The sequence below is a fragment of the Leptospira harrisiae genome (assembly GCF_002811945.1).
Lineage (GTDB): Bacteria > Spirochaetota > Leptospiria > Leptospirales > Leptospiraceae > Leptospira_A > Leptospira_A harrisiae.
The window spans coordinates 1,785,178-1,811,479 of sequence record NZ_NPDX01000001.1 but is presented as its reverse complement, the minus strand read 5'-3'; the positions used below and the strand labels follow the sequence as shown (position 1 = coordinate 1,811,479).

Genomic DNA, 26,302 nt, shown 5'->3' with positions numbered 1-26,302 from the left:
AGTATTATCTTACTTTCTTGCTTGTAAAATACAAAATTACCAAAGATCTCTTAGTTTTCTTAGTGTCAAAAATATAGATCGATCATTTGAGTATGTTTCCTTTAGCTCCGTAAGTCGATCTTTGACAGAGATTGTATTCCTTCTAAAAAAAGGGTTTAGGTTTTTTTCTGCACCCATTTCAGAAATTTGAAGAGGCATTAAGGAAGATTTGTAATTGTCCCGAAACGCATTTTTTGGATCTATATGTTCTGCAAACTTTAGATTGTTGTCCCAATAATCATGGCCTGGATAAAGCAAACAGGTATCGGGAAGGTTTTCATAACGAGAAGTAATGGTTTCATACAAAACATTGGGATCTCCTCCTCGAAAACAATTTCCCACTCCCGCATTAAATAAAGTATCTCCGGAAAAAATTCCTAAGATGGTTTTTGGGTTTCTACGAACAAAGCTTAGGTGAGAAAATGTATGGCCTGGTGTGTCCCAAACTGTCAGAGATTCCTCTTCGACAGAAAAAACGATATCACCTTCTTCTAAAGTTTGATCCATCCCTGGAATTTTGTGTTTTGCGTCCTTATGTCCGTAGACAACCGCTTTAGTTTCTTCTTTTAGCTCTAAATTTCCTTGGGTATGGTCACCATGTTCGTGCGTATTTAAGATTCCTTTGATTTTCACTCCTAACTTTTGTGAATGATTTAGGATTTGTTTTGCATCAAAGGGATCAATACAATATGCCTCGCCTGTTCGATTGGAAAAAACGAGATAACTAAAGTTGCGAAGAGGTGAGTGAGTAAAAATGGGAAGGATTTCAATCATTTGGATTTATCCTTCCCATTATTTTCCTAATAAAGGATTCGAGTTCGGATCGAATGTTTATGGGCTTTGATTTTGTCTTTCAATTCATCGCCCAGGTTTTTATCAATTTCCATGCTCAAATAACCAATGTTTGCTGACGTACTCAAGTTTTGTGTCAAAATATTTCCACCTAATTCGGAAATGATGGAGTTGATATCTCTTAAAAAACCTGGTTGGTTTTGGTGGATATTGAGAATTCTATGGTAACCCGATTTCAAACTGCCTAATTCAATATTTGGAAAGTTTACAGAAAAAGTAGTGGATCCATTATTCACATATTTTAATAATTTTTCAGCCACTTCTGATCCAATGTTCTTTTGGGCTTCTTCTGTAGAACCACCGACATGCGGTGTAAGAATGACGTTTGGTAAACCTTGTAATGGACTTACGAAGGGATCATCATTCGATTTTGGTTCTTCTGGAAACACATCCACTCCGGCACCAGCAAGTTTTCCAGATTTTAGTCCTTCGACCAATGCATCAATTTCTAATACTTTTCCACGGGAAAGGTTTAATAGATAAGCACCTGGTTTGACTAAATTCAAATGTTCTTTTCGAAATAGATTTTTGGTTTCATCTGTTTCAGGAACATGGAAAGTTATAAAGTCGGATTGTTTGAGTAGTTCTTCATAACTATGTACAGAAGATGCGTTTCCAAGCGGCAATTTGGAAATAATATCATAAAAGACAACTTTCATACCCATAGATTCCGCAAGTACGGAAACTTGGGATCCGATATGTCCGTAACCAATGATCCCTAAAGTTTTGCCTCGAACTTCGAAACAACCTTTTGCAATTTTATTCCATTTACCTAAATGGACATCTCGCGACTGATCTGTTGCTTTTCTTGCAAGCATTATGATCTCGGCAATGACAAGCTCTGCCACCGATCTAGTATTGCTGTATGGTGCATTAAATACAGGAATGGCACGTTTTTCAGCTTCGTCCAATTCCACTTGGTTGGTTCCGATACAGAAACATCCAATGGTCATTAATTTTTTAGCATTCGCAAGAGCTTTGATTGTAACATTTGTTTTGCTGCGTATGCCCAAAACATGTACATCGGATATTCTTTCGATGAGTTCCGCTTCTTCCATCGCATCTTTGACGAGGGACACGTCAAAACCGTCTCGGTGGAAAAGTTCGTAAGCATCCTTGTGGATGTTTTCCAGAAGTAGGACTTTTATTTTTCCTTTGGGATAAGATACCATAGGAACAGGATTTTTTCCTTTGCCAAACCTTGCACCTCGAAAAAGGTTGAGCTTATCATGGAAAGAATCTTCTCTCTCACCCGAATTTCCTCCATTTTTCTCACTTTTCTGGTTCTAGTTTCCTGTTCGGGAACCAAAGCCTATGTGGTCACACCGGAACCTACCTTAGAGCAACAAACGGCTATTTCCAAAGAGATTTGTTTGCAGAAATTTCTTTGGTTGTTTCCTGGAAAACGTCCTTGTGTGTATTTCAAAGCAGAAAGGGACAATGGCACGGGTCTTGTGCAGTACTTTCTTCTTTATGAAATTGGAACCTTTGACGTAGACATCCCAATTGGAGTGTCATTAAAGTTAGGAGAGACTTGGTACAACCTAAAACGGACAAATACCGATTATTCTGATACCATTATCATTAGCTCTGCGATCTCTTCAGAACTCATCCCAAAAATCGGTGAGAGCCAAAATATTGCGATTAGTTATACAAACAGAAAAGAGACAATCAACTACAACTTAAGTTCAAGCCAAACTGCTACGTTTCAATCTAACTTATCAAAACTAATTCGCACCATCGAATCAGAACCAAAGCTCAATATCAATAAAAAGTAACCGGTTTCGATTTAATAAAAAAGCCTTCCTGGAAACATCCTAGGAGGCTTTTTTTATGCTCTAAAACTTTATCGCTAAAAGTTTTAAGCGATAAAGCCCCATAGTTTCATTTTTTTAATTTTTGCCTGCGATTCTATTCCGGTCTCATGAGTGGGAATAGGATCGTATCACGGATCGAATGTGAGTCAGTGAGTAACATGACAAGCCTGTCAATTCCTATCCCAAGGCCACCTGTGGGTGGAAGTCCGTATTCAAGTGCGCGGATATAATCGTCATCCATCATAAAAGCTTCGTCGTCTCCGGCTTCTCTTTGTTTCACTTGTTCTTCAAACCGTTCTCTTTGGTCGAATGGATCATTTAACTCAGTAAATGCGTTTCCAATTTCGCGTCCTGCCACATAAGGTTCAAATCGTTCCACATATTTTGGATCGTTCTCTCCCGATTTCGCCAATGGTGAAAGTTCCTTTGGAAAATCAGTGATAAAGATTGGTTGGATGAGGTGAGGTTCTACTAGAGAACTAAAAACATCGTCACATACTTTCCAAATGGAAACAGAATCAGAAGAATCCACTCCTTTGGCTTTTGCTTGTGCAATCGCATCCTTTAGTTCAGTGATTTGACTAAAATCAATTCCTGAGTATTCTTTAATGATATCTATGTATTTTACTCGTTTCCATGGAGCCGAGAGATCAATTTGATCTTTTCCGTAAGCAAACTTTAAACCTTTTCCAATGGACTCGGCAACAGAAACGATCATTCGCTCTGTGAGAGACAACATCGTTTCCATATCGCCAAAGGCCATATAGGCTTCCATCATGGTAAATTCTGGATTGTGTTTTGTGGAGATTCCTTCGTTACGAAAGTTTCTGTTGAGTTCAAACACTCGATCCATTCCACCAACAATCAGTCGTTTCAAATAAAGCTCAGGAGCTATTCGTAAAAATAGTTCCATATCGAGTGTGTTGTGGTGGGTAACAAATGGCCTTGCCGCAGCACCACCAGCAATCGGTTGCATCATAGGAGTTTCAACTTCCAAAAATCCTTCATTCGTTAAAAATTTACGAATTTCTGAAATGATACGAGAACGCATTTTAAATGTTTCCCTTACATGTTCGTTCACTACCAAGTCTACATAACGCATGCGGTATCTTTGTTCTACGTCTGAAAACGCATCGTAAATGACTCCGTCTTTTTCTTTGACAACAGGAAGAGGGCGGATACATTTCGCAAGCAGTTGAACGCTTGTTAGATGGAGCGTTGTTTCTCCTTTTTGCGTCTGGAAAAGCCATCCTTCGATTCCAATCCAATCACCTAAATCGAGTGATTTAAATAGAGAATAATTTTCTTCCCCTAAATCATCACGAGTGGCATACAATTGGATGAGACCTTCTGCATCCTTTAAATGTGCAAAACTTGCTTTTCCCATCACACGTTTTGCGTGCAATCGGCCACCCAGTTTGAAGGATTTTTTTTCCGTTTGGTTTGGATCAAATCCTGCAATGAGTGATTTGGAATCGGCATTGGGAAAAAAACGAAGAGGATAGGGGTTGATTCCTTTGGCTTTTAAATCGTTAATTTTTTGAATGCGTTGCTCTATCAGTTCGTTGGAATCTTTAATTTCATCCATTTATAGGACACCTCTAATATAAGAATACAGATAACGTACAAATTCGCCGGTGATTTCTTTGACCCCATCTTCTGTTAAAAACCAATTAGATCCCGAAATCTCGGATGGGAATCCATAAGCTGTTACCTTGATAGGCAAACTAGCTAAGGTTTTACGATAAGTTCCTAAAACTCTTTTGGTTTCATACTCCCGAGTGAGGAGTAAAATGCTTCCTAGGTTGTCAGAAACGGCTATTTTTAATAGGTTTTTGGATGCCTCGTCTGTGTCACCCATTTTGGATGTTGAGATTATGAGTGAGGACAAAAGAGTCGGACTCATTCCTTGTGAAATTAAAACATCTTTGATTTTGGATTCCCGTTCACTGGGGGAATATAATTGGTTTAGTGTTTTATCTTCTCGAATAACAAGAATTAGTTTTTTAAAATCCGCTCGTTCCGAAAGTGTAACGACTGCCTTAAGATTTTTTTTTGAAGGTAGCGGGTTTATCACCTCGAGAACCGCTACATCTGATTTTTGGTAAGTTTCCGAAGACTTTAACCAATAGGGGGATGAAAGTAATAGGCCAACTAAAACAAAAATAGGGGAAATGAAGCCGGTCAGGAGGAGTTTGAGTCGGAAGGTAAGATCGGATACTTGCATACTTGTGACCCCTACAACCTACCGAATGGTGAGTGCAAGTGACAAGAGAAAATTCATCTCCTTGACGAAAGAACCCGTTTTCCTAACCTGTCCTACATACACACCCGCTCGGATGGTGGAATTGGTAGACACGCTACTTTGAGGTGGTAGTGCCGCAAGGTGTGGGGGTTCGAGTCCCCCTTCGAGCAGAATCCTATTCATCACAAAACAATCATTATATACAATCAAATCGACTCGAACAGTTTTGTGAGCCGACTCGTTGCGACCCATAGGGAGCAATGATTCGGAAAAGCCGACCCGGAAGGGAGGCGACGAACAAAGCCGTGCCTCGAAGCGTCGTTCGGACAGGAAGTCCGAACAGCGGAGAGGTCGAGTCCCCCTTCGAGCAGAATCCCAATCAATCGCAAAACAATCATTATATAGAAGAAGATGGATTCACAATTGGTTCATAATAGTGAATGATTGCGCCTGCGCCAAAAACTTTTGTTTTTGTCAGTTTTAGGATCATTTTTTCTTTGATGTCTTTGAACAAGGACAAACCACTTCCCGCAATTACGGGATGGACACAAAGTTGGAATTCGTCTATTAAATTTAATTTAGTCAACGTAAGAATCAAACTCGGACTGCAAATGAATACGTTTTTACCCGATTGTTGTTTGAGCTCCAATACCTCTTGCTCTAGATCCTTACTTGCTAATTTTGCGCTTTTCCAATCTAAGTGTTTTAAAGTGCGAGAAAAAACAATTTTCGGAGTATTGTCTATTGCAACGGCAAAATCGTACATTGATTGGTCACCGGTCGGATTTTCTAAAACGGTTCGCCAAAATTCCATTAGTTGGTAGGTGATCCTTCCATATAAAGCCACACCGGCTTCTCGGAGTAATACAGCGTAATGTTGATGGATTTCTTTATCAGGAATTCCTGAAGTATGATCACAATAGCCATCGATTGTCATATTAATGGCTGCAATTATTTTTCTCATAAAGATCCTTTTTAATCTTCCGAACCATTGGTTCACATTAGTTTTCCCTTTTTTTTAAGGACTAACCTTATGAACAAAACAATCCTATTTCAAATACTTCTCAAAAAAAACAACGGCTCTCGTTTCTGCTTCTTTCGGTGCAAAGTTCCAAAGACGTTCATGACGATTGCATTCTGGTGACCAGAGAGATTTTGGTTCACCTGCCTTTGCATATAAATCCTTTGCATGGTGATAATCTACATAATCGTCCTTCGTACAATGAAAGATGGCGATGGGTCTTGGGCTAATGGATGCGATTTTATCAATGGGCCTAACGGAATCAATGTCCATATCTCCACGCAAGTTGAGTGCTAGTTTGACAACGGGAATAAGAGGGTAATAAGGGATTCCAAAGTCCCGTTTTGCCGATTCCACAAGAACATCAATGGCACTACCATACCCGCTACTAAAAATTCCAGCTTGGATTTCTGGATGGTCAGCCATTGCAATGATACTTGTCGCAGAACCCATTGAAAATCCGAAGATACCAATTTTTTCATAACCTTTTGATTTTAAAAATTGAATCGCTGCATCCACGTCCTTTTGTTCATGAAATCCCATTGAGGCAAAACCACCATGGTTACGGCGTAAACTGAGTAAAAGTAAATTGTATCCTGCCTCATGAAGGCTTTTGGCAAAACGAAGTCCCTCGTTTCTTTGTCCCCCGTGACCATGGACCATAATGATGGAACCTTTGTTTTGTTTGGCGGGTATCCAGTAACTAACGAGGTTTAATTTGTCAGCCGTTGTAATTTCTACTTCTTCAAATTCCAAACCCAATTCCGAAGGGCCTTGACAATACACATGGTGGTCTAGTTTACAATTCACTTTGGGATAAAGAACCAAACTGGAAAAATAAAAGGCAACCGCAACGAGTAAGGTAATAATGATAATCATTCCAGAAATTGTGTATTGAGTCGTTCGTTTCATGAGCCCATAAAAAGTCGGAAGTTTTCAATTTCTGCAAGTAAAAAATAGAGTCTTTTCATTTTTGGAACATATGGAATCTGCTTTAAGTGTTTTTTTTATTTGTTGTATGAGTGTTCTGAGTCCCCTTTCCGGTGTGAGTGATGGGGAACTGAGAGGATGCCCACCTTCGCCTAACTGTGTTTCTAGTCAAAGTATGGAATACAATTTTGTTCATAAAGTTGATCCAATTACCTATACCACTTCCCGTCAGATTGCTTACGAAAGAATTTCTAAGTATTTCCGCGAATCAGAGAACATATGGATCAAGGAAGAAAAAGAAGGAGAATACATACGTGTGATCTTTTTTACAAAGGTTTTTCGTTTCCCTGATAGGGTTGAAATTTATTTTCCAGAGGGAAAACAAGAAGCGCAAGTTCGTTCCCAGTCAATCTTGGGTCTTTGGGATATATTTGCCAATAGAAGGAGAGTCAATCAATTCAGAGAGATACTTGCGAAAGAATGATTAAATAAGGTTGTTGTGTTTTAGAAAATAAATTCCTCCAACTATCCTTTCAATTTTGGCACCAAACAGCCAATCGCCAAGAATCGTTATTTTTGTTCGTTTGCATAGCTGTTTCCATTCCTCAAATGTTTCTCTATCTAAGTCCAAAGCTCCTTCTTTTCCAAGGAGCTGAATTTGTGCTTGAGCGTATTTCCATCTGTGGTTCCAAATTAGGTTTGGTTCTGGGGCACCATACTTTTCTTTTAACTCTTGAATCAGAATTTCTTTGTATTTTGGTGTCGGATTTTTATTTTCATCCATCCAGTCTTCAAAATGAGACTCAGAAAACATGGCTCCAAATTGTACAAGAAGGGCGGATCCATTATGGAATTCTTTGGGATATTTTAAACTCTCCCAACTTTGGTATTCCCAATCAATGCCTCTTTCCAGAATTGTTGTCACTGGTATACGTGAATTTGGATCCAGTGAAAGTTCAGTCCAGTTTGGTCTCCACTGATCCCAGTAAAAATAACTAACTAGAGTTTTGCGGTAGTCGTTATAGTTTGATAAAAATTCTGCCCAAAGTTTGAGGTTAGAATTGTTGGCAGAATTTTGAATGATTTCTAGGATTTGTGGAATGGGTAAGGTTAGGATCACTGAATGTGCAGAAATCGTTTCTTTTTTTTTTGAATCAGAAAGTGAAAAATCTAAGTTCCAAACATTATCATCGTTGGAATGTATTTTTTTAAGAGTATGGCTTTGGATTTTTTTTACGTTTCCCATCATGGAAAAAACCAAATTGGACATTCCATCTTCTGGATAAAAATGTGATTCATCGTAAATAGGTTTGATTTTTATTTTTACCGATTCTGACTTCAAAATTTCTAGAATGGAATACTTAGTTTCTTGTCCAAGCCAGCGAACTTCCATTAAGTCTTGAAACATAGTTGCGCCAAAGTCAAATGGATAGGGATTGTTTTCAAATTTGGTAGAAACTCTTCCCCCAAGTTTCCGTCCCTTATCAAAAATAATGACATCCGGATGCAACATAGCTACCGCTGCGCCAGAAATTCCGGCACCAACGACAACAGGAACTTGGTAACAAAAATTTGGATCCATTTCTAACTCGCTCTTCCCAAGCGAGTTTTTATTATAATTGTTTGATTAGGGATTTCAAATCATTAATCAAAGAAAAGGGAACCGGTTTGATTTCCTCAGCCAATTTAATTGTGTCTTCAATGGTACGAGTGAGGACTTGTTTTTCGGCAGCATAAGCTGTTTGAGGTAATTTGGACTTGTTTTTCTTAAAAATTGTAACTTTGTTATCAATGATTTCGATCATTTGGTTCAAATATTGAATCTTTTGGTCCATAAGCAAAAGGTGTAACACACATAGAAAAATGAGAAACCAATTTTTCAACAAGGTAAGGAAAATCATCGTAGGGGATCCAATGACAGATGCGAAGTGGGATTCGTATCTTCCTTTGCCTTTACAAACACTCTCTCCATTCCAGTGGACTCCCATTTCAGTCATTGATAGAACTTGGAAATATCTTGCATCAGAAAATGTAACTTCTGTTGTGGATTTAGGTTCAGGTGTTGGAAAGTTTTGTATTTATCTTTCCTATCTTTCAAAAAACTCCTTAGAGATACATGGATTGGAAGTTCGACAAGAACTCCTTACTATATCTGAAACTTTGAAAAAACATTGGGGCACCAATCGGGTTCAGTTTCATAATACAGATTTTTTATCCCAATTCCCATATGGACATTCACATTATTATTGTTTTAACCCATTATATGAAACAATGAGAGGAAGCCATTCTATTGACTTAAAAAAAAATAAATCCTCAAACCAGTTTTTGAAAGATCTACAAACATTAAAACAGAATCTTTTTTTGCTGAAACCAAAGTCGAAGCTTATCACCTTTCACGGGTTTGGTGGTAGTTTTTTACCTGGTTTTCGTTTGATTTTAAATGAAGAAATTCTTGGTGGAGAGTTTCAAGTTTGGGAAAAGGTAGAAAACTGATCCCAAACAAATCAAATTAACAATTCAGAATATTCCTAGGATCTTTTTCTTTTTAAATGTGGTTTCGTTAGAAAAAGATAAAGGATTCCAGAGCCTACAACGACTAGTGAAGTAAAAATCATTCCATAATTGATGTACCAAGGTTCTTCTGGTGTTCTAGGCCAAACCATATTGGCGACCGCTGTGATTCCGTAGAACAGAGCAATGGCATTGATGGGAAATCCCAATTTTCCCAAAGTAAACGATCCAGATGGTTTCCATCCTTTGGACCTAGCATACAAAGCTGCAATCACAACCATTTGGAACGCTACATATATTCCTGCGGAGGCAAAACTAATGATTGTTGTGACTGCATCTTGTAACCAGTGTCCCATACTTGCAATGACAATCGGAATGAGACCCGTGACAATCAAAGCATTCACTGGAACTTTTCCAGATTTGGATAGATGGTTTAAGTGTTTACTGCCAAAGATCATTCCGTCTCGAGCGAAGGAAAAAAGAAGTCTACTAGCTGCTGCTTGTAAACTGAGTAAACATGATAAAAAAGAAACCATTACCACTACAATCACCATACGGTATCCTGTCATACCCATTGCCGCAACAAGAGTTGTCGTGACTGGATCAGCATCTTCTCCAGAAATTGCTTTTTCTACATTTGGTAAAGCAAGTAGAAGTGCCAAACATACAAAGGTTGCAGCACCACCACCAATGTAAATGGTCATACGCATGGATTTTGGTATCGCAGAACCCGCATTTGGTGTTTCTTCTGCAACATCACCACAGGCTTCAAACCCATAATAACAAAACATAGCTGCTACAGAAGATGCGAGAAAAGCAGGAAAATAGTTTGTACCGTCGCCAAAGGAATATGTATTCCAGAGAATGGAGAGCGAATTAACCTTTGCAAAAATTAAAAGATAACCACCAACAACGACAGCTCCAACCAATTCACATAAAAAACCAAAAAAAGCAACCTGTGCCAATAGTCTTGTTCCACTTAAATTGAGAATTGTGGAGATTAGGATCATTCCGATTGCAATCCAAATGAATCCAGAATTTCCAAATTCAATTCCGATGAGTTGACTTAAGAAAGGAGCACCTCCGACGGCGACAGCAGCCACTGTGGTAAAGAGAGCCCAAGCATAGACCCATGCAGACATCCAAGCCCAACGTTCTCCCACCAAACGAAGAGACCATGGGTAGATTCCACCTGAAATTGGGTATTGGGAAACAATCTCCCCGAAAATCAAGCAGACTAAAAATTGGCCTAAACCCACTAATAAGTAATTCCAAATCATCGGCGGACCGCCAGCTTGGATTGCTAGGGCAAATACGGAATACACTCCCACAACAGGAGAGAGGTAAGTAAACCCTAGAGAGAAATTTTCCCAAAAACTCATACTACGTTCAAATTCAGATTTGAGTCCGAGTGCTTCTAATTGTGCCGAATCCTGATCCAGAGATTTTTGATCCATGAAACATCCTTATCTTTGATTTAAGTAACGATTTTAGGAATGGTTTTAGAACTAGGCTTGTTTTCTACAAACGATTTTGTTTTTCCATTGACGGATCGAAATTTGGAAACTAGAATCCTTTCTGTTACGGAAATCAGATATGAAACAAACAATTATTTTAGCAACCATGCTTTCACTTTCACTCAGTTGCGCTAGTTCGCAATCCCGCGATGGAGGTTCTGAAGAACCAGGTCTTGTCGATAAAATCATCGAAAAAGCAAATTCCGAGGAAGGGCAAAAAGCCATCCAAATGGGAAAAGAAAAACTCCAAGACCCAGCAACCCAAGAAAAACTCAAAGGTTTATTATCTAAGGAGAAAAAGAAAAAAGAAATACCTGGAGTTCCCGTTCAATAAATTCTTTAGTGTTGATTGCCAACTTACAATCGTAAGTTGGCTTCGGCAGGAATTGTCGGGGATGGTTTCATAAACAAATAACCTTGGGAATATTCAATGCCTAAGGTTTCGATCATGTCTTGAATGGCTGTGCGGTCTACGAACTCAGCCACTACCTTTGCGCCAATTCCTCTTGCCAATTCCACAATCCCTTGCACTAGTAAGTAGGCAGTTTTATTTTCAGGCAAATTTCGAATGAATTGACCGTCAATTTTAAGATAATCGGGATCAAATTCTAATAACCGAGCTAGGTTTGAGTATTGGACACCAAAATCATCGATGGCAATTTGGCAACCCATGGTTTTTAAGTCACGAATGGTAAAAAGGCTATTTCTATTTTCCGAAAAACTGACATCTTCTAAAATTTCAAATGTCACTCGATTGGGATCAATTCGGTAGTGAGCAAGTCTTGCTTCCACCCATTTGCTAAAACTTTTATATTCTAATTCGGATTCTGTAAGATTGATCGAAAAATCAAAAGGTTTATCAGAAAAATAATTCATAGATTCATCAATCATTTGTAAACCAATCATACGAATGCTTCCTGTAACCTTTGCTAACTTCAAAAATACATCGGGAGTAAGAATGGCATCTCTATCTTTGATTCTTGCTAAACATTCAAATTTTCGTATTTGTTTTGTTTGGTTATCAACAATCCCTTGAAAGTAGGGGATTATTTGTTTGTTCGTGATCGCAGCTTGGATTTTTTGACTACGTTGGAAGTTTTGTAAATGATGGTCTGTCGAAAGATCTTCTGTATAAGAAACAAATTCGGAAGAACTTTGCGATTCTGCTCGAAATAATGCAAGTTTAGCTTTGTAATAACAATCCTCTTGACCGGAGGCAGAAGAAAATCGACAATCTAGGTGGAATCCCACTCCATCTAAAATCAAGTCATCCGATTTTAATAATAAACGGAAACTCCTGATTTTTTCCACTAACGTTTGTTCTGATAAGGTGGAAAGGACTGCAATTTCATCGGAATATATATGAAAGACCATTTCTTCGTTTTGTAAGTGGACCGAGAGTAGTTGTAGTAGTTTTCTAAATAGTTTACGATACACTTCAATTCCGAACGTTTTAATGATGGTAGGAAAACTGACAATTTTAATTAGGATCATTGAATGATTCGCTGTTGGAGATTTGTCATTTTTTAGTTGTTGTACCAAAGATTCGAAATTGGGGTATTTAGAATCCCTATGAAAATAAAGAGAATCAGCGAGTTCTTTGTTTTTTTCCTCTAAAGTTTTTTCTTGGAAATAAGCGTCAATGGCCTGTTTGATGGTAAGTTCTAGGTCATGTGCATCCCAAGGTTTGGACAGGTATCGATACAAACAACCGTGATTGAGGGCGTTTCCAATGGCTTGGGCAGGTGCTTGTCCCGTAAGCATTATTTTTTTGGTTCGGGGGTGCGTTTCTTGCATTTCAATGAGAAATTCATCACCTTTTTGGCCAGGCATTACGTGGTCGCAGATGACAACGGCTAGGTCTCCGGAACTTCCCTCAATTTCTTTCATGATTTCCTTTGCTGTTTCAGCACTTTCCGCAGTTTCAATGGTGAAAGTGGATCCAAAGACTTTTTTAAGTTGTTCTTTGAGATTCCAAAGGATGAAGAATTCATCATCGATGCATAAGATATAGGGTTTTTCGTTCAAAGGGATACCTGGAGAAGAGTCTCAAATAATTGCCATCTTTCAGAATATGCAAGAAATATTTGATGTTGACATTTTCTTTCAATTGTATCTAATCATCCCGGTTCCCAAGTTGCTTGGGTACGTGCAATTGGTTTTACGAGGACAGGAATGATTTCTAAGAAAATATATGTGGGAAATTTGAAATTTACCCTTAAGGAAGAAAATATACGCCAGATATTCTCCGTTTACGGAGTGATCCAAGATCTGAAAATGATTCACGACCGGGAAACTGGGAATTTTAGAGGGTTTGCTTTTATCACTTACGCCAATGAAGAAGAGGCAGAAGAGGCAGTCACTCAAATGAATGGACAACCTGTTGATGGAAGGAATCTCAAGGTAACATTTGCTGAGGATAAAAGAAAAGAAAAACAGAACTAAAATTCACTTTTCCGGGATGGCCCATCCCTTAAAGAAGGAGGATGACTCCATCCTCCTCTCTCGTCCATAAGTTAGAAGACTACAAACCAAGCCCCTGGTTAACCCCTAAATTAGAACTAAGATTTGATTTGGATCTACACATGACAGTTGTCAGAGCCGATTATGATGTGGTTCTTTCTTCCGAAACAATTCAGCCATTATTTCTCAATGGTGAGTCTTTGGAGTTTTTGTCTTTACGTATTGATGGTGCGATTGTCGAGCCCAGCGAATACCAAATCTCTCCCACCGGAATTTTAATTCTACATCCCCCTAAACCCAACTTTCGGCTCACAATTGAAAATCGTATTTCACCGGCTGGGAATACATCTTTGGAAGGTTTATACAAATCAGGTTCAATGTTATGTACTCAGAATGAACCAGAAGGTTTTAGAAAGATTGTTTATTCGATCGATCGACCTGACAATATGATGCGTTTTCGTGTGACCATTGCCGGAGATTTGACCCTTTTTCCTGTGATGTTGTCCAACGGGAATTTGTTAGAAGAAAGAGTTGATGCTGGAAAAAAAGAAGTTATTTGGGAAGACCCGTTTCCCAAACCTTCTTATCTTTTTGCACTTGTTGCAGGGGAATTAGTAGAAACTAAAGATACATTTATCACTCAGTCAGGAAGAGATATCACTCTGAAGATTTATGTGGAAAAAGGTAACGAAGAAAAAGTAAGCTTTGCATTTGAATCTTTAAAAAAAGCAATGCGCTGGGATGAAGATACTTTTGGGTTAGAATATGATCTTGATTTGTTTATGATTGTTGCTGTAGAAGATTTTAATATGGGAGCAATGGAAAACAAGGGTCTAAATTTATTTAACGCCAAACTAGTGCTTGCTGATAAAAAATCAGCAACAGATGAAAGTTTTGAAGCCATTCTCGCAGTGATTGCACATGAATATTTTCATAACTGGACTGGGAATCGTGTGACACTTCGGAATTGGTTCAACCTTACTTTAAAAGAAGGCCTTACCGTTTTTAGGGACCAATGGTTCACGGAAGATATGACAGACCCTGCTGTCAAACGAATCAAAGATGTTTTGTTTTTAAAAGAATTTCAGTTTCCAGAAGACCAAGGACCCATGTCTCATCCAATACTACCAAAATCCTATAAGGAGATGAATAATTTTTATACAGTGACTGTATATGAAAAAGGAGCAGAAGTCATTCGTTTGGTCTCAGAGCTCATTGGTAGAGAGAAATTTAAAAGAGGACTAAAACATTATCTTTCTAAATATGATGGTCAAGGAGTCACATTCGAAGAATTTGTTTCCTCAATGGAAGAAGCTGCCGGCAATCAAATTCCTTATTTACGCAACTGGTACCACAGAAGTGGAACTCCCTTACTTTCCGTGAAAGAACATTACGCAAAGGACTCTAATGAATGGATTTTAGATATTACTGATACTGGTGGAAACGAATATCCATTAGTATTTTCGAATTCCTTGGCTGTTTTTGATAAGGAAGGACAGATACTCAAAGAAGAAAAACGTTTGATGAGCGGAGTCCGGGATCAAATTCGAATTTCCGCATTGGATACAAATGGAACAAAACCAATTGTATCTTTGTTTCGATCTCTATCAAGTCCTATCAGGTTAGATTACAATCAATCTGAAGAGGAAAAACAAATTTTAGCAAAGGTTGAGACGGATGGAGTTTCACGTTTTTTTGCTTTTCAAAATCTGATTTTCGATTGGTTTCAAAAATCCATAGTTTCTGGCCAAGAAGAATACTTCTCAATTATTTTGGAAACCATTGCAGATTCTTTTGGAAGGAATTGGGACAAAACCTATCATAGTTTTTATTTATCCTTTCCTGGTTTAACACAGATTAGTGAAAACATTGGTTGTTATGAATTTCAGAAAATTCAAAAGTTAAGAGTGTGGGCAGTCCAAACCATCTCAACCACTTTTACCAATCAGTTTCAAGTTTTATTCGAGGAAAATCGAAAAACCATTCCTATACAAACAAAGGAAGAAATTGGTAAACGAAGATTAAAGAATATTAGTTTGTATTATCTTCTTTATGATGCTACAAGAAAGTTTGAACGATTAGCCGTGGCGGAACAAAGGGAAGCTAAACACATGAGTGAAGAAGTTTCGGCACTGAAATTTCTAATCGAAGTAGATTCTAAAGAAAAAGAAAAATCAGTAAACTTGTTTTTTGATAAATGGAAACAGGATAGTTTGGTTTTAGATATTTGGTTTGCCGCCCAAGTGGGAACAGGTGAGAACCGATTGGAAATCACCGAACAGTTAGAAAATCATCCACAGTTTAACGTTCGTAATCCGAACAAAGTTCGATCCTTGTATTTTAGTTTGGCAAGAAATCCATTGACCTTTCATAAAGAAGATGGGAGCGGGTATTCTTTTTTAGCTAAACGAATTAAAATTTTAAACGAGATTAATCCACAAATGGCAGCTGCTCTCACCAAATTATATTCTCCCGTTTCAAAACAAAAAGGAGAACTTCCGCAGATTGCCAAACGTGAGCTTGAAACTCTTGCCTCTCTCCCCAATCTTTCGAAAGAATTAGGGGAGATCGTTGGCACCATTCTCAGTTCACTTTAATTATACATCGATTTGATTAGATCTTTGTATTTATCATGGATGACGTTCCTTTTCATTTTGAAAAGGTTCGTCAATTCATCTCCCACTTCCATTGCTTTTGGTAAAAAGCGGAAGTCTGTAAGTTTTTCAAAAGATTTGAATCCGTTTTCTGAAGAAATTTGTTTTTTAATGATATTTTGGTAATAAAGTCGAATATCCTTGTTTTGGTTTAAGTCTTCGCCTTCTTTGGTGCTTAGGCCCGCTTCCTTCATTCTATCTTTATCGGGCCAGATAAGTGCCGTAAGTGATTTTTGATCCTGGCCCACCACAATGACTTGGTTGATGAGTGCATTTTCTAATAATAAATTTTCAATAGGAACTGGTTCCACGTTCTCACCACCTAATAAAACAATGGTGTCTTTGACTCGGCCTCTGACAGACAAAGTGTCGTTAAAAGAAATGAATCCCAAGTCTCCCGTATTCATCCAACCGTCATGAATGGCCTTGGACGTGGCTTCTTCATTTTTATAATATCCTTTCATTACCTGTGGGCCTTTGATATGAATGATTCCCATTTTTCCTTTGGGAACAGATTCTCCTTGGTCATTGACAATTTTGACAATGGTTCCATCAGGCCATTTCCCAACGGAACCTTGGACTACATTTCCCACAGAACGAACCGAAATTATCGGTGCACATTCGGTCATTCCATAACCTTCATATACAGGAATGCCAATGACATTAAAAAATTCATCAACATGAGCTGGGAGTGCTCCACCTCCAGAAATAGTTCCTGTTAGGTGGCCTCCTAAAACATCTCGAATTTTCGAAAACACAAGTCCATCCAATACTTTAGAAAGTAAAAATAAATTTAATACATAACCTAGAGAAACTGCAGTGTTTTTTGCTCTTTCAAATGGCGATTCTTCTTTTGTTAAAAGTTTGTTTCCTGCTAGGTAGTCTTGTCCGTCTTTAAATTTTTTACAAATATCATATGCAAAATCAAAAAGTTTCCGTTTGTTTTCTGGAGCTTTTTCTAACTTTTGTTTGATGCCCTGGTATAAATTTTCCCAAAGTCTTGGAGCTGATGCCATAAAACTTGGTTTGATTTTTTGAAAATCATCTCGTAAATCGCGGATATTTGTATACGCAATGGATGCTCCCTCTGCAATGATTGCATAGTCAATGGCTCGTTCAAAGATATGCCAAACAGGAAGAATCGATAGAGTCCTGTCCGAACTTTTAAGACCCACTCTCGGTGGAACTTTTACGACATTGTACACCATATTTTGGTGTGTGAGCATTACACCTTTGGGCATCCCGGTAGTGCCAGATGTATAAATGATAGTGAATAGATCATCGGGTTTCACTTGTTTGGAGCGAAGTTCCAATGAAGGTAAATTTTTTCTAAGAGTCTCACCATCATGAATTAGTGTCTCCATAGAAACAGCAAGTGTATCATTTGAACGAAACCCTGGGTCTAGAATAATTACTTTTTCAACTTTGGTATTGGAAAGAATGGGTTTTAAGGATTCATATAACTTTTCATGTTCTACAAAACAATATTTACTTTCTGAATGGCTAAGGATGTATTCAATTTCTTGCGGTGTGGAATCAGATCCCCTTGGAACGTTTACAGCACCGTTTAACAGAGTGGCGATGTCGGCAATGACCCATTCCGTACGATTGTCGGCCATAAGCCCGATTCTGTCTCCAGGTTGGATCCCCATTTGCAAAAGGGAAAGGGCAAGGTTTTCCGCCTTATGAAAAATATCTGAAAACGTACGACCAAAAAAGTTTTTTGCAGCATCTTTTCCAAAGAACATTTCTTTGGAGCCATAAGCTCTGTTGGCATAATAAAAAACATCATTCAGCGTCGTAAAATTTTTCATTGATCGTATCAGTCTCCGTAGATGCTGACTATCATTGTCTTTTTTGTTTATTCAAGTAATATTTTCTTTTATGTGATTTCCCATTTACAGATTCAAAAAAACGATCAAAGAGGGGATCAAACTCCATTTTTTCGATCAATTCAAAATCATAAAGTAAAGCTTGGTGAGTCCAAAGATTTCCTTCCTGATCTCGGTTTGTCGCAAATGAAGCCCTTCCTAATTTATAATACACAACAGGCAAAAACTCTTTTTCCCCTCCCAAAATTTGAGCCCGTTTTAAGTTTGTGTATGCATCATCCCATCGACCAAGGCTCAATTCACAAGAACCTCGATAATAAAATAAAAAAAACCGTGGATATGCTGTGAGCCTGCGACTATTAAGTTTTTCTAAGCTAACTAAACAAGCGTTAGGATCTTTGTCCATAAATTGTGCATACGCCAAATTAAGTAATATTTCCGGGCTAATTTCTCCGTGAGTTTTTTTATAAATTTCAGAGGTTTTTTGGTAACTATCTTTTGCAGTTTTATAATCGCCAATGACATAAAGATAATAATAGGATTTATAAATTAATACATCAAGTGAATCCGATTCGCAGGCCCGGTAGGAAAAAAATTCATCGAGTGTTTTTGTAAAAGAAGTAAAATCTCTTTCGTTGTATTCTATGTTTGCTATTTTTTTTAATAAGGAACAAGTGCGAGAAGTTCCGTTGGAAACTTCTTTTTTGTATTCTTTTAATGACTTTCTATATGCTTTTAGGGCTTCCTGAAATTTTTGATTGGTTTCGAGTTGGATTGCTTCTCTTTCTTCCTTTTCTCCTACACCTTCACAATAGGATTCTTTGTTTCCTTCGTAATAACAAATTCGTTCACGATATCCGTTTTCATTCGAATCATATTCAACTCGCGTAAGTTGACAATTTTTAAAATACCACCATTCATCCATGCCACCAAAATCATTTTTATCTTTAGTGATTTCTTTTGGACAACCTGTTTGTGCATAATATGTGAAACTATCTTTTTTTCCATTTTTTGTTTCATCTTCTTCTGTAAGAAACAATTGCCCTTTGGAATCATAATAATCCCAGCGGTAAGGAAAAAATTCTTCATCGTTCAAAAAGAAAGATAGTTTTAAAAGGGAACTTCCTTCTTTCCAACCTGAAAAACAAGAAAACGAAAGTTTTCCACTTAAAAAGTTTTGAGCTGGATCTCCATAAAGATCAATTAAGTGGGACCTGATGTCTTGTTTGAATCTTGGATATGGATAGTTTGTATGGTATTTGTCTAAATACTTTTGACAAAACCAAAAAATCTCATGATTCAGTGATTCTTTGTGTAAAACGATAGGTAGTTCCTCGCCCAATCGAAAACTAAAACGTTTGGGACTATGGTCTGAAATTTCAAACTTTTCCTTTGTGTTTTGGACAGCTTTCCAATAATCCTCCAAAAGACTGGCTCCAAGAGGATTCATAAATGTAACTAGGATGGTAAGTGCGAAGAATAAAAATCTCAAGATTTACTTTTTAAATACAAATCATATAGTATAGGATTTTCATAAGGATTTCCTACTTTTCGAATGGAGAAGAGTTGTAGAATGGGGGGACCATTTTCCAAATAAAAAGCACCATGTTCATTGTTGTATCGAATCACACCAGTATGTTGTGTTAGGTTTCCGCCTTTAGCAACCGTGTGTTCAATGATGTCTTCTTCAAATAAATCTTTGTCGTATTTGTCTTTGAGTCCAGTGAAACTATTTACAACGTAGTTGTCTTCATTCGTGATTGGTTGTCCAAACTTCAAAAGTTTCCCATCGAGGGTTAAACTAAAGCCTTTCTGAGTGAATTCTTTTTCTTGTTTGTCCCAAACTCGGAACCGAATTGTAAATGCCATAACTGAACCCAAATTAAGGTTACCGAAGTCCTTTCCAAGGAAAATTCAAAAAAAAATCGATGGTCATTGGAAGAAATCTAAGAATTCTATGCCCCATGAAGGTTATCTCGATTTCCAATATCAAGGGGGGGAGTGGAAAATCCACTACAGCCGCCCACCTGGCTTGTGCCCTTGCCAGACGGGGAAAAACATTGGTCATCGACATGGACATGCAAGGTGATTTAACAGACTTTTGTTTGCCTGATCTGGATCTTACGCAACTAGAGGAAGCCAATGTTATGAGTGTCCTGCTTGGAATGAAACGGATTACTGATTGTATTCGAGAAACGAAAACCTTCGATGTTTTGCCATCCACTCTGAGTTTAGCAAAACTCACAAAATACAATCTGGATTCAACAAGCCTTTGCCTTCAATTCAAACGTGCCTTAGAAGAAGTACGGAATAAATATAAATTTGTGATCATCGATACACCGGGTTCTGCCAAACATGAACTCACCACTGCCATTTATAATTCGGAATTAATTTTAATACCAGTGACTCCAAGTAAGTGGACCATTCGGGCTGTGAACTTATTATTAGATGAAATTTCTCAAACAGAAACAATTTTTAGTCAAAAGAAAAAAATTGCCTTTGTTCCTTCCTGGTTTGGACCTTCTAAGAAACACAGAGATTTACTAGAGAAACTAAAACAGATAGAAGAAATTCCAACGCTTTGTGAAATTCCTAAATCAGAAACCATCAAAACCAAAACAGAAAAACAGGAGAGCTTAAAAAAAGACAGTAATGCTTGGCATGCCTTTGATGTGTTGGCTGACGAATCCATTGTTTTAGTGGATCCAGAAAATTCAATTCTATCCATGAAACCTTAATAAGGGAAGTTTAAGAAACTTAATTCAACTTACTGACTTTCATTTGGATTTGATTTGGAAGCTTGGTTTTTTTTTCGTTCTTCTGCGATTCCTTGGATGTGTTGGGCGAATCCAGGATGGTGTTTTAAAATTTCGGCAAAACGGTCTTTACCCAAAGTATAAACATCACAATAAGATCCTGCTCGAATCGTTGCAGTACGCAATGAATCATCGATTAAACTCATTTCACCAAAAAATGATCCAGAATTTAATGTTGCGAGAAGTTCACCCGATTTCTCTTTGATAACCTCTACGTGGCCTTTTGATAAAAAGTACATATTGTGCGGAACATCACCTTCTCTAAAAATTACATCTCCTTTCATATAAAATGAAGGTTTTAGTTCTAACACTACTTCCCTTTTTAATTCCTCGGGTGCATTTTTGAAAAATGGAACTACTGAAATCAAATGGTTATGTAAAAACATGGAAACGTCAATTTTGATTCCAGAGGGAAGTTGGTCCCAAATCTCAGTTTCATCAATCCCATGTTTGTTTTCCCAAAGATTGACATAGTAAGATCGAATCCGATTGGCTAAGTTCGGCGGCAGTTTTTTATATTTTATAAAACTATCAATTGTATTTAACTTTTCTTGGAAGGTAACTCGAGAAATATCTAAGTTGGAAAGTAGGGTGGCAATATTACCAATCACATACCCATAAATACCTACACCTAAAATCATCACTCCCATTGTATAAATGGTTTGGCTGTTTGTCACAGGAGTGATGTCACCATACCCAATGGTGGTGAGAGTTGTCACTGACCAATACAAGGCACGAATGTATCTTGTCGTAATGTCTTTATCTGCCAAAAATTCTGGTCCAAGGTGGATCCATCCACAAGCGACCCAGTGTGCAAAAAGAGAAGTCCAATAAACAAAGAAGATCAAACGAAAGGTCATAGGATTGATTACTTCTACTAGTTTAAATCGGTCATCAGAATCAGCTCCCAATGCCAAAAGTCGAAGTGATTTAAATAATTCGAACACGCGAACGGAACGGAGTAGTCGTAAAATCTTTAAACTATCTGTCACTCCGAAGTATTGGAAAAAAAATCCCCCAAAAAGATCAAAAGGAAATGCTGATAAAAAATCGATGAGGAACCAGGAACGCAAATAAGTTTTTGTGACTATCCTTCGGTTATGAATGAGGAGTCTGTCTTTTAAAATTGCTGTATTAAAATTGAGCAGGACATCGATTCCAAACACAATTTGGATCGCTCTTTCAAAGTAGTTCACACCTGCAGAAAGTTTATAATGAAAAACCAACCGAATCGGCACTTCAATGGCAAAGTAGGTAATACAAATAAATACAAAAAGATCCCAGATTCGTTTGTATGGAGAATTTGGATGGATCATAGTTTGAGTATCGACACAGATAAGTTTTATATTTGCCTTCTTTTTTAGAAAAATAATCCTGAAAGGAAAAGAGGTGATTATGTTCGGTGGAGCGGGCGGAAACAAGTTTGATATGCTCAAACAAATGAAAAAAATGCGATCGCAGGTCAAAACCATGGAAAAGGAACTTGCAGGTCTCAATTTCGTAGGAATTTCAAAAAACAAACTTCTCTCTGTGACCTTGGATGGCAAATTCCAAATGAAATCCATTCAGATTGAAGATGAATTGCTTGATAAAAAAGATAAAAATCTTCTAGAAAAGTCCATCCAAGAAGCCTATACAAAGGCATTACAGGACGCACAAGCAGGTGCCGCCAAACAAATGCAAGCTATGGGTGGGTTTCCAGGACTCGGAATGTAAATGATTTCGAATCGACTAAAACAAAAAAGCCTACAATGGTTTGTAGGCTTTTTCTAAGAAAAAAAAGGGACAAATTGTCCCTTTTTTTATTTTGTCCTAATTTTAGGAAGCTGGAACGATTTCCACTTCCACGCGACGGTTCGAACCGTCTTTCGGATCAACTCCTTTCAACGGAGTTGAAGAGCCAAGTCCCTCTACGGTTCCAATTCGTTTGTTTTCCACTCCATTGGAAGTGAGTGCATTTTTTGCTGTCACTGCACGGTCTTTCGAAAGGCTTAGGTTTAGGTCTTCGCCACCAGTTTTATTTGCATGCCCGGAAATATTGATTTTGGTTTCAGGATAAGCAGCAAGAGCTTCTGCCAACTTATCAATGTTTTCTTTTCCTTTTCCTTTTAAGTCAGCCTTTCCATCTTCGAAAGCAATCCCACCGTCCATAGTCGCAGTGAGTGCAACAGTTTCCCCACCTCTTTCACTTTTAGCTAGTGTGATACCTTGTTTTTTCATCTCTTCCGCCATGTTGTCATACATTGTGTTGAGATAAAAACCTGTTCCAAGACCTGCCAAACAACCTGCTCCGAGTCCTACAATCTTACCCTTGTTTTGTGGTTTTTTCTTTTCCATAGCCAATGAGGATTTGATTTGTCTTTGGATGTCGTTCTTTTTGTCTTTAGAATCTTTTTTACGTTGTGTTTCATCGTAAACAGCACCTAGTGCTAGACCAACACCGCATCCAATGGAAGTGCTTAGGATGAGTCTTTTTGTATTTTCAGATAATCCACAAGAGATTGTGGAAAGTAATGATAGGGAAAGTAGTCCTGAGATGATTTGTTTCAAAGTGATTGTCCTCGCTTACACTCGCAAATAAGTATAAGGACAAAGTTTGAAGAAATCCTCCCTGTTTGCAAGGAGGATTTCCGTTTCTTTTTGATCGGATTAGTATCTGTCCGTGAGGAGTTTTACTACGGATTCCGGTCGAATGTTCGCTTGTGCGAGCATAGCCACACCTGATTTCGTTAGGATTTGGTTTTTTGAATATTCTACCATCTCCGTTGCCATATCAGCATCCCTTACTTGCGATTCAGATGAAACAATATTCACATAGTTATTACTTAGTGATTTCAATGTTAAATCCAATCGATTGTAATAGGCTCCAAGGTCAGATCGCAAACGATTGACTTTTGTGATTGCATCATCCAATACCTGGAGAGAATCGGAAGCCTTCGTTGGTGTTGATAGGGTCAGCTTGTTACCTGCGGTTTTTAGTTTGAGAGAAGAACTTGTCATCGTATTGATGTAGAGTTCAATTTTCTCATTTCCGTTCGCACCCACTTGTAAGGTCATTGGATTTTTGGAAGCACGAGAGAACCTTCCATCCAACGGCTTGATTTTGTTAAACTCTGCAGATGTTCCGATTCGTTCCACTTCCTCGACTAGTTGGGATACTTCTAACTGGACAAGTTTTCTGTCTTCGTTTGAGTAAATCCCGTTTGACGATTGAACGGAAAGTTCGCGTAACCTCTGTAAGATTGAGTTTACTTGGTCTAAAGATCCTTCGGTGACTTGAAGGAACGACATACCATCCTGGGTATTTCGTTCTGCTTGGCCAAGTCCCCGAATTTGTGATCTTAATTTTTCGGACATGGCGAACCCAAGAGAATCATCTCCAGGTCGATTGATTCGCATACCCGTTGCTAGGTGCTCCATGGATTTATCCATGTCACGCCCGGTGTTTGTGAGCGCCCGCTTTGCGACAAGCGCGCTGATGTTGTGATTGATAATCATTGTCACACCCTCCTGTGTGTCCATGACCCGCCTGTTTCCCTACATGCGGAGAAAAGAAAAAAACACTGCCCAGGAGTCCGTTTCCGTCGGGAAGAGAAGGGGTTGCCTGCCCTTGGTTCTTCCGTGAATTTTGCCTTTCCAGAATATTCTATACCAAAAAACTTATGTCTGTAAAGAAATTTTAGAGGGTAAGGAGTCAGAAATTGAAAATCTACACCAAATTCGGCGATGGTGGTCAGACCTACCTTGCATCCGGAATCAAAGTTTCGAAAACGGATCCAAGAGTGGATCTCTATGGAAGTTGTGATGAATTGAATAGCACCCTTGGGCTTGCCATTTCGTTTGCCAAAGATCTTTCACTTGAGCCTGCATTTTTTGATTATTTAAGCAAGATCCAAAGTTTTCTTTTTGAAATTGGATCAGAACTTGCTGGATACGTGCCCCGAGATTCAAAAGAAGGAACCGTTGTTCATAGCTCTGATGTAGAAAGTTTGGAAAAGGAAATTGATCGTTTGATGGAAGTCCTTCCTGAAATTAAATTCTTTATTTTGCCAGGAGGATCTTCAATGTCAGGTGCCCTCCATATAGCTCGGACGATTTGTAGAAGACTAGAAAGAGATCTACTTGTATATATTGAATCCGGTGGAGAAATCCATTCCGATTTACGTATTTACCTCAATCGTCTTTCTGATTATTTATTTGCGGCAGCACGTTTTGTGAATCATACAATTGGACAAGAGGAAACCATTTGGAAAAGTCGAACCAAATAAAATTACACAAACATCCAAAGGGTATCTCACCACTTTTTCTCACTGAGATGTGGGAACGATTGAGTTATTATGGAATGAGGGCTCTCCTTGTTTTGTATTTGGTGAAGTCCCTTGGTTTTTCTGATGCAGATGCTGGTGCAGTGTATGCATTTTATACGAGTTTTGTGTATTTAACGCCTGTTCTTGGGGGATATTTAACCGACCGTTTCCTTAGTTATCAGTTTTCTATTTATTTGGGCAGTTTTTTGATGTTATGTGGGCATGTCTCACTTGCGTTTTCCGATTTGTCATTTTTCTATTTAGGTCTCGTGTTACTTGCTTTAGGAAATGGATTTTTTAAACCAAATATGTCTACAATCTTTGGAAGGTTATACAATGAAAAACCTGGATTACGAGACAGCGGTTTTACTATCTTCTATATGGGAATTAATTTAGGTGGCCTCCTTGGTCCCATCCTTTGTGGTACTTTAGGGGAACAAGTGGATTGGCATTTGGGTTTTTTATCTGCTGGTGTGGGAATGGCTATTGGAATGGTAGTATTTTATTTTGGTAGCAAACGATTACCTAAATCCATTTGGCAAAAACAAAAGGACCAATTCTTGCAAACTAATATCAGTTCAACGGACCATCAAACCAAACCAAAAATATTACTCATAGTCCTACTTTCGGTATTTAGCATTTTCTTTTGGATGGCTTTTGAACAGATGGGTACTTCTCTCAACTTATTTGCATTACGAAATACGGATCGTTCTCTTTTTGGTGTAGAGATACCAGCTTCGGTTTTGCAATCCATCAACCCTTTGTTTATTCTGGTATTCGGACCTTTGGTTTCTTTTTTATGGGTTTCCTTAGCTAGGAAGAATCAAAACCCAAATCCAGTATTAAAATTTGTTTTGAGTTTGGTTTTACTTGGAATTGGTTTTCTTGTGATGGTGATTGCGGCAAAAGTTGCAGAAACCGGAATTTCTGTTTCTATTTTATTTTTAGTATTAGTTTATTTTTGGAATACATTGAGTGAACTTTGTCTTTCACCAGTTGGACTTTCCTTTGTCAGTTTTATGGCACCTGCCAAATATGCTTCTCTTCTTATGGGAATTTGGTTTTTATCGAATGCCTTCGGTCATTATGCTGCGGGAATTCTTTCGGGATACCAAAACCAGTGGGGAAGTATGACTGTTTTTTATGGTTTTTTTGTACTTTGTTCGTGGTGTGGAGCGATTCTTTTGTATGGAATTTATCTATGGAAAAAAAAATCCATTTTGCATTTGTTAGGAAGTGGTAAAAAAGAAGAAACTGTTTTGTTCGAAACAAATTGAAATTTAGGATTTCATTCCATT

Annotated in this window: 26 protein-coding genes and 1 tRNA gene; 11 read left to right on the top strand and 16 right to left on the bottom strand. The window is 38.1% G+C overall.

Features of this window, described 5'->3' with window-relative positions:
• Positions 1–36 precede the first annotated feature (36 nt).
• Both CH364_RS08375 and serA read right to left on the bottom strand, forming a co-directional pair.
• Positions 37–813, bottom strand: coding sequence for a hydroxyacylglutathione hydrolase family protein (locus CH364_RS08375; protein WP_100743074.1), 777 nt, complete (start codon positions 811–813; stop codon positions 37–39).
• Positions 814–839: 26 nt separating this feature from the next.
• On the bottom strand, positions 840–2,063 hold the full coding sequence (gene serA, locus CH364_RS08370; protein ID WP_100743073.1) for a phosphoglycerate dehydrogenase: 1,224 nt from the start codon (positions 2,061–2,063) through the stop codon (positions 840–842).
• A 57-nt stretch (positions 2,064–2,120) separates the two neighbouring features.
• On the opposite strand from serA, the gene CH364_RS08365 reads away from it, so the two are divergent.
• A complete protein-coding gene (locus tag CH364_RS08365) occupies positions 2,121–2,669 on the top strand; it encodes a hypothetical protein (protein ID WP_100743072.1) in 549 nt (182 codons plus the stop codon).
• A gap of 133 nt (positions 2,670–2,802) precedes the next feature.
• On the opposite strand, the gene lysS is transcribed toward CH364_RS08365, so the two are convergent.
• The gene (lysS, locus tag CH364_RS08360) at positions 2,803–4,287 is read right to left on the bottom strand and encodes a lysine--tRNA ligase (protein ID WP_207762249.1); all 1,485 of its coding nucleotides are present in this window, start codon (positions 4,285–4,287) and stop codon (positions 2,803–2,805) included.
• A 9-nt stretch (positions 4,288–4,296) separates the two neighbouring features.
• Complete coding sequence (locus tag CH364_RS08355) at positions 4,297–4,935, bottom strand: hypothetical protein (RefSeq protein WP_100743070.1); 639 nt, start codon at positions 4,933–4,935, stop codon at positions 4,297–4,299.
• A gap of 106 nt (positions 4,936–5,041) precedes the next feature.
• Between CH364_RS08355 and CH364_RS08350 the strand changes: the two genes are divergently transcribed.
• Positions 5,042–5,123 (top strand) — tRNA-Leu (locus CH364_RS08350).
• 227 nt (positions 5,124–5,350) lie between these two features.
• Here the strand turns inward: CH364_RS08350 and CH364_RS08345 are convergent.
• Positions 5,351–5,917, bottom strand: coding sequence for a dihydrofolate reductase family protein (locus CH364_RS08345; RefSeq protein WP_100743069.1), 567 nt, complete (start codon positions 5,915–5,917; stop codon positions 5,351–5,353).
• An 84-nt stretch (positions 5,918–6,001) separates the two neighbouring features.
• Positions 6,002–6,886, bottom strand: coding sequence for an alpha/beta hydrolase (locus CH364_RS08340; RefSeq protein ID WP_100743068.1), 885 nt, complete (start codon positions 6,884–6,886; stop codon positions 6,002–6,004).
• 70 nt (positions 6,887–6,956) lie between these two features.
• Between CH364_RS08340 and CH364_RS08335 the strand changes: the two genes are divergently transcribed.
• On the top strand, positions 6,957–7,388 hold the full coding sequence (locus CH364_RS08335; protein WP_100743067.1) for a DUF1499 domain-containing protein: 432 nt from the start codon (positions 6,957–6,959) through the stop codon (positions 7,386–7,388).
• Here CH364_RS08335 and CH364_RS08330 read toward each other — a convergent pair whose 3' ends face one another.
• Positions 7,389–8,486 (bottom strand): NAD(P)-binding protein, encoded by a 1,098-nt coding sequence (locus CH364_RS08330; protein WP_100743066.1) that lies wholly within the window; start codon positions 8,484–8,486, stop codon positions 7,389–7,391.
• A gap of 31 nt (positions 8,487–8,517) precedes the next feature.
• The gene (locus CH364_RS08325; RefSeq protein WP_100743480.1) at positions 8,518–8,739 is read right to left on the bottom strand and encodes a hypothetical protein; all 222 of its coding nucleotides are present in this window, start codon (positions 8,737–8,739) and stop codon (positions 8,518–8,520) included.
• Between the two features lie 28 nt (positions 8,740–8,767).
• Here CH364_RS08325 and CH364_RS08320 point away from each other — a divergent pair, with 28 nt between their 5' ends.
• The gene (locus tag CH364_RS08320; RefSeq protein WP_100743065.1) at positions 8,768–9,397 is read left to right on the top strand and encodes a class I SAM-dependent methyltransferase; all 630 of its coding nucleotides are present in this window, start codon (positions 8,768–8,770) and stop codon (positions 9,395–9,397) included.
• A gap of 35 nt (positions 9,398–9,432) precedes the next feature.
• Here CH364_RS08320 and CH364_RS08315 read toward each other — a convergent pair whose 3' ends face one another.
• Positions 9,433–10,872, bottom strand: coding sequence for an APC family permease (locus CH364_RS08315; RefSeq protein WP_100743064.1), 1,440 nt, complete (start codon positions 10,870–10,872; stop codon positions 9,433–9,435).
• A 139-nt stretch (positions 10,873–11,011) separates the two neighbouring features.
• On the opposite strand from CH364_RS08315, the gene CH364_RS08310 reads away from it, so the two are divergent.
• Positions 11,012–11,266 carry a hypothetical protein gene (locus CH364_RS08310; protein ID WP_100743063.1) on the top strand — a complete coding sequence of 85 codons (255 nt, stop codon included), beginning with the start codon at positions 11,012–11,014 and terminating at the stop codon, positions 11,264–11,266.
• Between the two features lie 23 nt (positions 11,267–11,289).
• Here CH364_RS08310 and CH364_RS08305 read toward each other — a convergent pair whose 3' ends face one another.
• On the bottom strand, positions 11,290–12,960 hold the full coding sequence (locus CH364_RS08305) for an EAL domain-containing response regulator (protein ID WP_100743062.1): 1,671 nt from the start codon (positions 12,958–12,960) through the stop codon (positions 11,290–11,292).
• Positions 12,961–13,107: 147 nt separating this feature from the next.
• On the opposite strand from CH364_RS08305, the gene CH364_RS08300 reads away from it, so the two are divergent.
• Positions 13,108–13,377 (top strand): RNA recognition motif domain-containing protein, encoded by a 270-nt coding sequence (locus CH364_RS08300; RefSeq protein ID WP_100787843.1) that lies wholly within the window; start codon positions 13,108–13,110, stop codon positions 13,375–13,377.
• A gap of 41 nt (positions 13,378–13,418) precedes the next feature.
• Positions 13,419–15,992 carry an aminopeptidase N gene (gene pepN, locus CH364_RS08295; RefSeq protein ID WP_100743060.1) on the top strand — a complete coding sequence of 858 codons (2,574 nt, stop codon included), beginning with the start codon at positions 13,419–13,421 and terminating at the stop codon, positions 15,990–15,992.
• Here pepN and CH364_RS08290 read toward each other — a convergent pair.
• From CH364_RS08290 to CH364_RS08280, 3 genes are read right to left on the bottom strand one after another with little or no spacing between them, the layout of a single operon-like run.
• Positions 15,989–17,863 carry an AMP-dependent synthetase/ligase gene (locus CH364_RS08290; protein WP_100743059.1) on the bottom strand — a complete coding sequence of 625 codons (1,875 nt, stop codon included), beginning with the start codon at positions 17,861–17,863 and terminating at the stop codon, positions 15,989–15,991. The genes pepN and CH364_RS08290 overlap by 4 nt on opposite strands.
• 31 nt (positions 17,864–17,894) lie before the next feature.
• Positions 17,895–19,331 (bottom strand): tetratricopeptide repeat protein, encoded by a 1,437-nt coding sequence (locus CH364_RS08285; protein WP_207762248.1) that lies wholly within the window; start codon positions 19,329–19,331, stop codon positions 17,895–17,897.
• A gap of 38 nt (positions 19,332–19,369) precedes the next feature.
• The gene (locus CH364_RS08280; RefSeq protein WP_100743057.1) at positions 19,370–19,750 is read right to left on the bottom strand and encodes a YopX family protein; all 381 of its coding nucleotides are present in this window, start codon (positions 19,748–19,750) and stop codon (positions 19,370–19,372) included.
• Positions 19,751–19,845: 95 nt separating this feature from the next.
• Between CH364_RS08280 and CH364_RS08275 the strand changes: the two genes are divergently transcribed.
• Positions 19,846–20,619 carry a ParA family protein gene (locus CH364_RS08275; RefSeq protein ID WP_100743056.1) on the top strand — a complete coding sequence of 258 codons (774 nt, stop codon included), beginning with the start codon at positions 19,846–19,848 and terminating at the stop codon, positions 20,617–20,619.
• A gap of 29 nt (positions 20,620–20,648) precedes the next feature.
• Here CH364_RS08275 and CH364_RS08270 read toward each other — a convergent pair whose 3' ends face one another.
• Positions 20,649–22,013, bottom strand: a complete 1,365-nt coding sequence (locus CH364_RS08270; protein ID WP_100743055.1) for a cyclic nucleotide-binding domain-containing protein — start codon at positions 22,011–22,013, stop codon at positions 20,649–20,651.
• 79 nt (positions 22,014–22,092) lie between these two features.
• Here CH364_RS08270 and CH364_RS08265 point away from each other — a divergent pair, with 79 nt between their 5' ends.
• Entirely contained in the window at positions 22,093–22,413 is a 321-nt protein-coding gene (locus tag CH364_RS08265; protein ID WP_100717416.1) for a YbaB/EbfC family nucleoid-associated protein, read from the top strand.
• A 102-nt stretch (positions 22,414–22,515) separates the two neighbouring features.
• Here the strand turns inward: CH364_RS08265 and CH364_RS08260 are convergent, their stop codons facing one another.
• Both CH364_RS08260 and CH364_RS08255 read right to left on the bottom strand, forming a co-directional pair.
• Positions 22,516–23,247, bottom strand: a complete 732-nt coding sequence (locus CH364_RS08260; protein ID WP_100743054.1) for an OmpA family protein — start codon at positions 23,245–23,247, stop codon at positions 22,516–22,518.
• Positions 23,248–23,346: 99 nt separating this feature from the next.
• Positions 23,347–24,195, bottom strand: coding sequence for a flagellin N-terminal helical domain-containing protein (locus CH364_RS08255; RefSeq protein ID WP_100743479.1), 849 nt, complete (start codon positions 24,193–24,195; stop codon positions 23,347–23,349).
• A 203-nt stretch (positions 24,196–24,398) separates the two neighbouring features.
• Between CH364_RS08255 and CH364_RS08250 the strand changes: the two genes are divergently transcribed.
• Entirely contained in the window at positions 24,399–24,965 is a 567-nt protein-coding gene (locus CH364_RS08250) for a cob(I)yrinic acid a,c-diamide adenosyltransferase (protein WP_100743053.1), read from the top strand.
• Positions 24,944–26,281, top strand: coding sequence for a peptide MFS transporter (locus CH364_RS08245; RefSeq protein ID WP_100743052.1), 1,338 nt, complete (start codon positions 24,944–24,946; stop codon positions 26,279–26,281). Before CH364_RS08250 ends, CH364_RS08245 begins: the two co-directional genes overlap by 22 nt.
• Positions 26,282–26,302: the final 21 nt, after the last annotated feature.

Bases quoted from the DNA above. Each gene is read 5' to 3' on its own strand.
- CH364_RS08315 (WP_100743064.1), bottom strand. From the start codon at position 10,872: ATGGATCAAAAATCTCTGGATCAGGATTCGGCACAATTAGAAGCACTC.
- CH364_RS08255 (WP_100743479.1), bottom strand. From the start codon at position 24,195: ATGATTATCAATCACAACATCAGCGCGCTTGTCGCAAAGCGGGCGCTC.
- CH364_RS08325 (WP_100743480.1), bottom strand. From the start codon at position 8,739: ATGGACCAAAAGATTCAATATTTGAACCAAATGATCGAAATCATTGAT.
- CH364_RS08355 (WP_100743070.1), bottom strand. From the start codon at position 4,935: ATGCAAGTATCCGATCTTACCTTCCGACTCAAACTCCTCCTGACCGGC.
- CH364_RS08275 (WP_100743056.1), top strand. From the start codon at position 19,846: ATGAAGGTTATCTCGATTTCCAATATCAAGGGGGGGAGTGGAAAATCC.
- CH364_RS08285 (WP_207762248.1), bottom strand. From the start codon at position 19,331: ATGAATCCTCTTGGAGCCAGTCTTTTGGAGGATTATTGGAAAGCTGTC.
- CH364_RS08345 (WP_100743069.1), bottom strand. From the start codon at position 5,917: ATGAGAAAAATAATTGCAGCCATTAATATGACAATCGATGGCTATTGT.
- CH364_RS08310 (WP_100743063.1), top strand. From the start codon at position 11,012: ATGAAACAAACAATTATTTTAGCAACCATGCTTTCACTTTCACTCAGT.
- CH364_RS08365 (WP_100743072.1), top strand. From the start codon at position 2,121: ATGGAAAGAATCTTCTCTCTCACCCGAATTTCCTCCATTTTTCTCACT.
- CH364_RS08300 (WP_100787843.1), top strand. From the start codon at position 13,108: ATGATTTCTAAGAAAATATATGTGGGAAATTTGAAATTTACCCTTAAG.
- CH364_RS08280 (WP_100743057.1), bottom strand. From the start codon at position 19,750: ATGGCATTTACAATTCGGTTCCGAGTTTGGGACAAACAAGAAAAAGAA.
- CH364_RS08375 (WP_100743074.1), bottom strand. From the start codon at position 813: ATGATTGAAATCCTTCCCATTTTTACTCACTCACCTCTTCGCAACTTT.
- CH364_RS08270 (WP_100743055.1), bottom strand. From the start codon at position 22,013: ATGATCCATCCAAATTCTCCATACAAACGAATCTGGGATCTTTTTGTA.
- CH364_RS08330 (WP_100743066.1), bottom strand. From the start codon at position 8,486: ATGGATCCAAATTTTTGTTACCAAGTTCCTGTTGTCGTTGGTGCCGGA.
- serA (WP_100743073.1), bottom strand. From the start codon at position 2,063: ATGGTATCTTATCCCAAAGGAAAAATAAAAGTCCTACTTCTGGAAAAC.
- CH364_RS08320 (WP_100743065.1), top strand. From the start codon at position 8,768: ATGAGAAACCAATTTTTCAACAAGGTAAGGAAAATCATCGTAGGGGAT.
- CH364_RS08290 (WP_100743059.1), bottom strand. From the start codon at position 17,863: ATGAAAAATTTTACGACGCTGAATGATGTTTTTTATTATGCCAACAGA.
- CH364_RS08340 (WP_100743068.1), bottom strand. From the start codon at position 6,886: ATGAAACGAACGACTCAATACACAATTTCTGGAATGATTATCATTATT.
- CH364_RS08265 (WP_100717416.1), top strand. From the start codon at position 22,093: ATGTTCGGTGGAGCGGGCGGAAACAAGTTTGATATGCTCAAACAAATG.
- pepN (WP_100743060.1), top strand. From the start codon at position 13,419: ATGACTCCATCCTCCTCTCTCGTCCATAAGTTAGAAGACTACAAACCA.
- CH364_RS08335 (WP_100743067.1), top strand. From the start codon at position 6,957: ATGGAATCTGCTTTAAGTGTTTTTTTTATTTGTTGTATGAGTGTTCTG.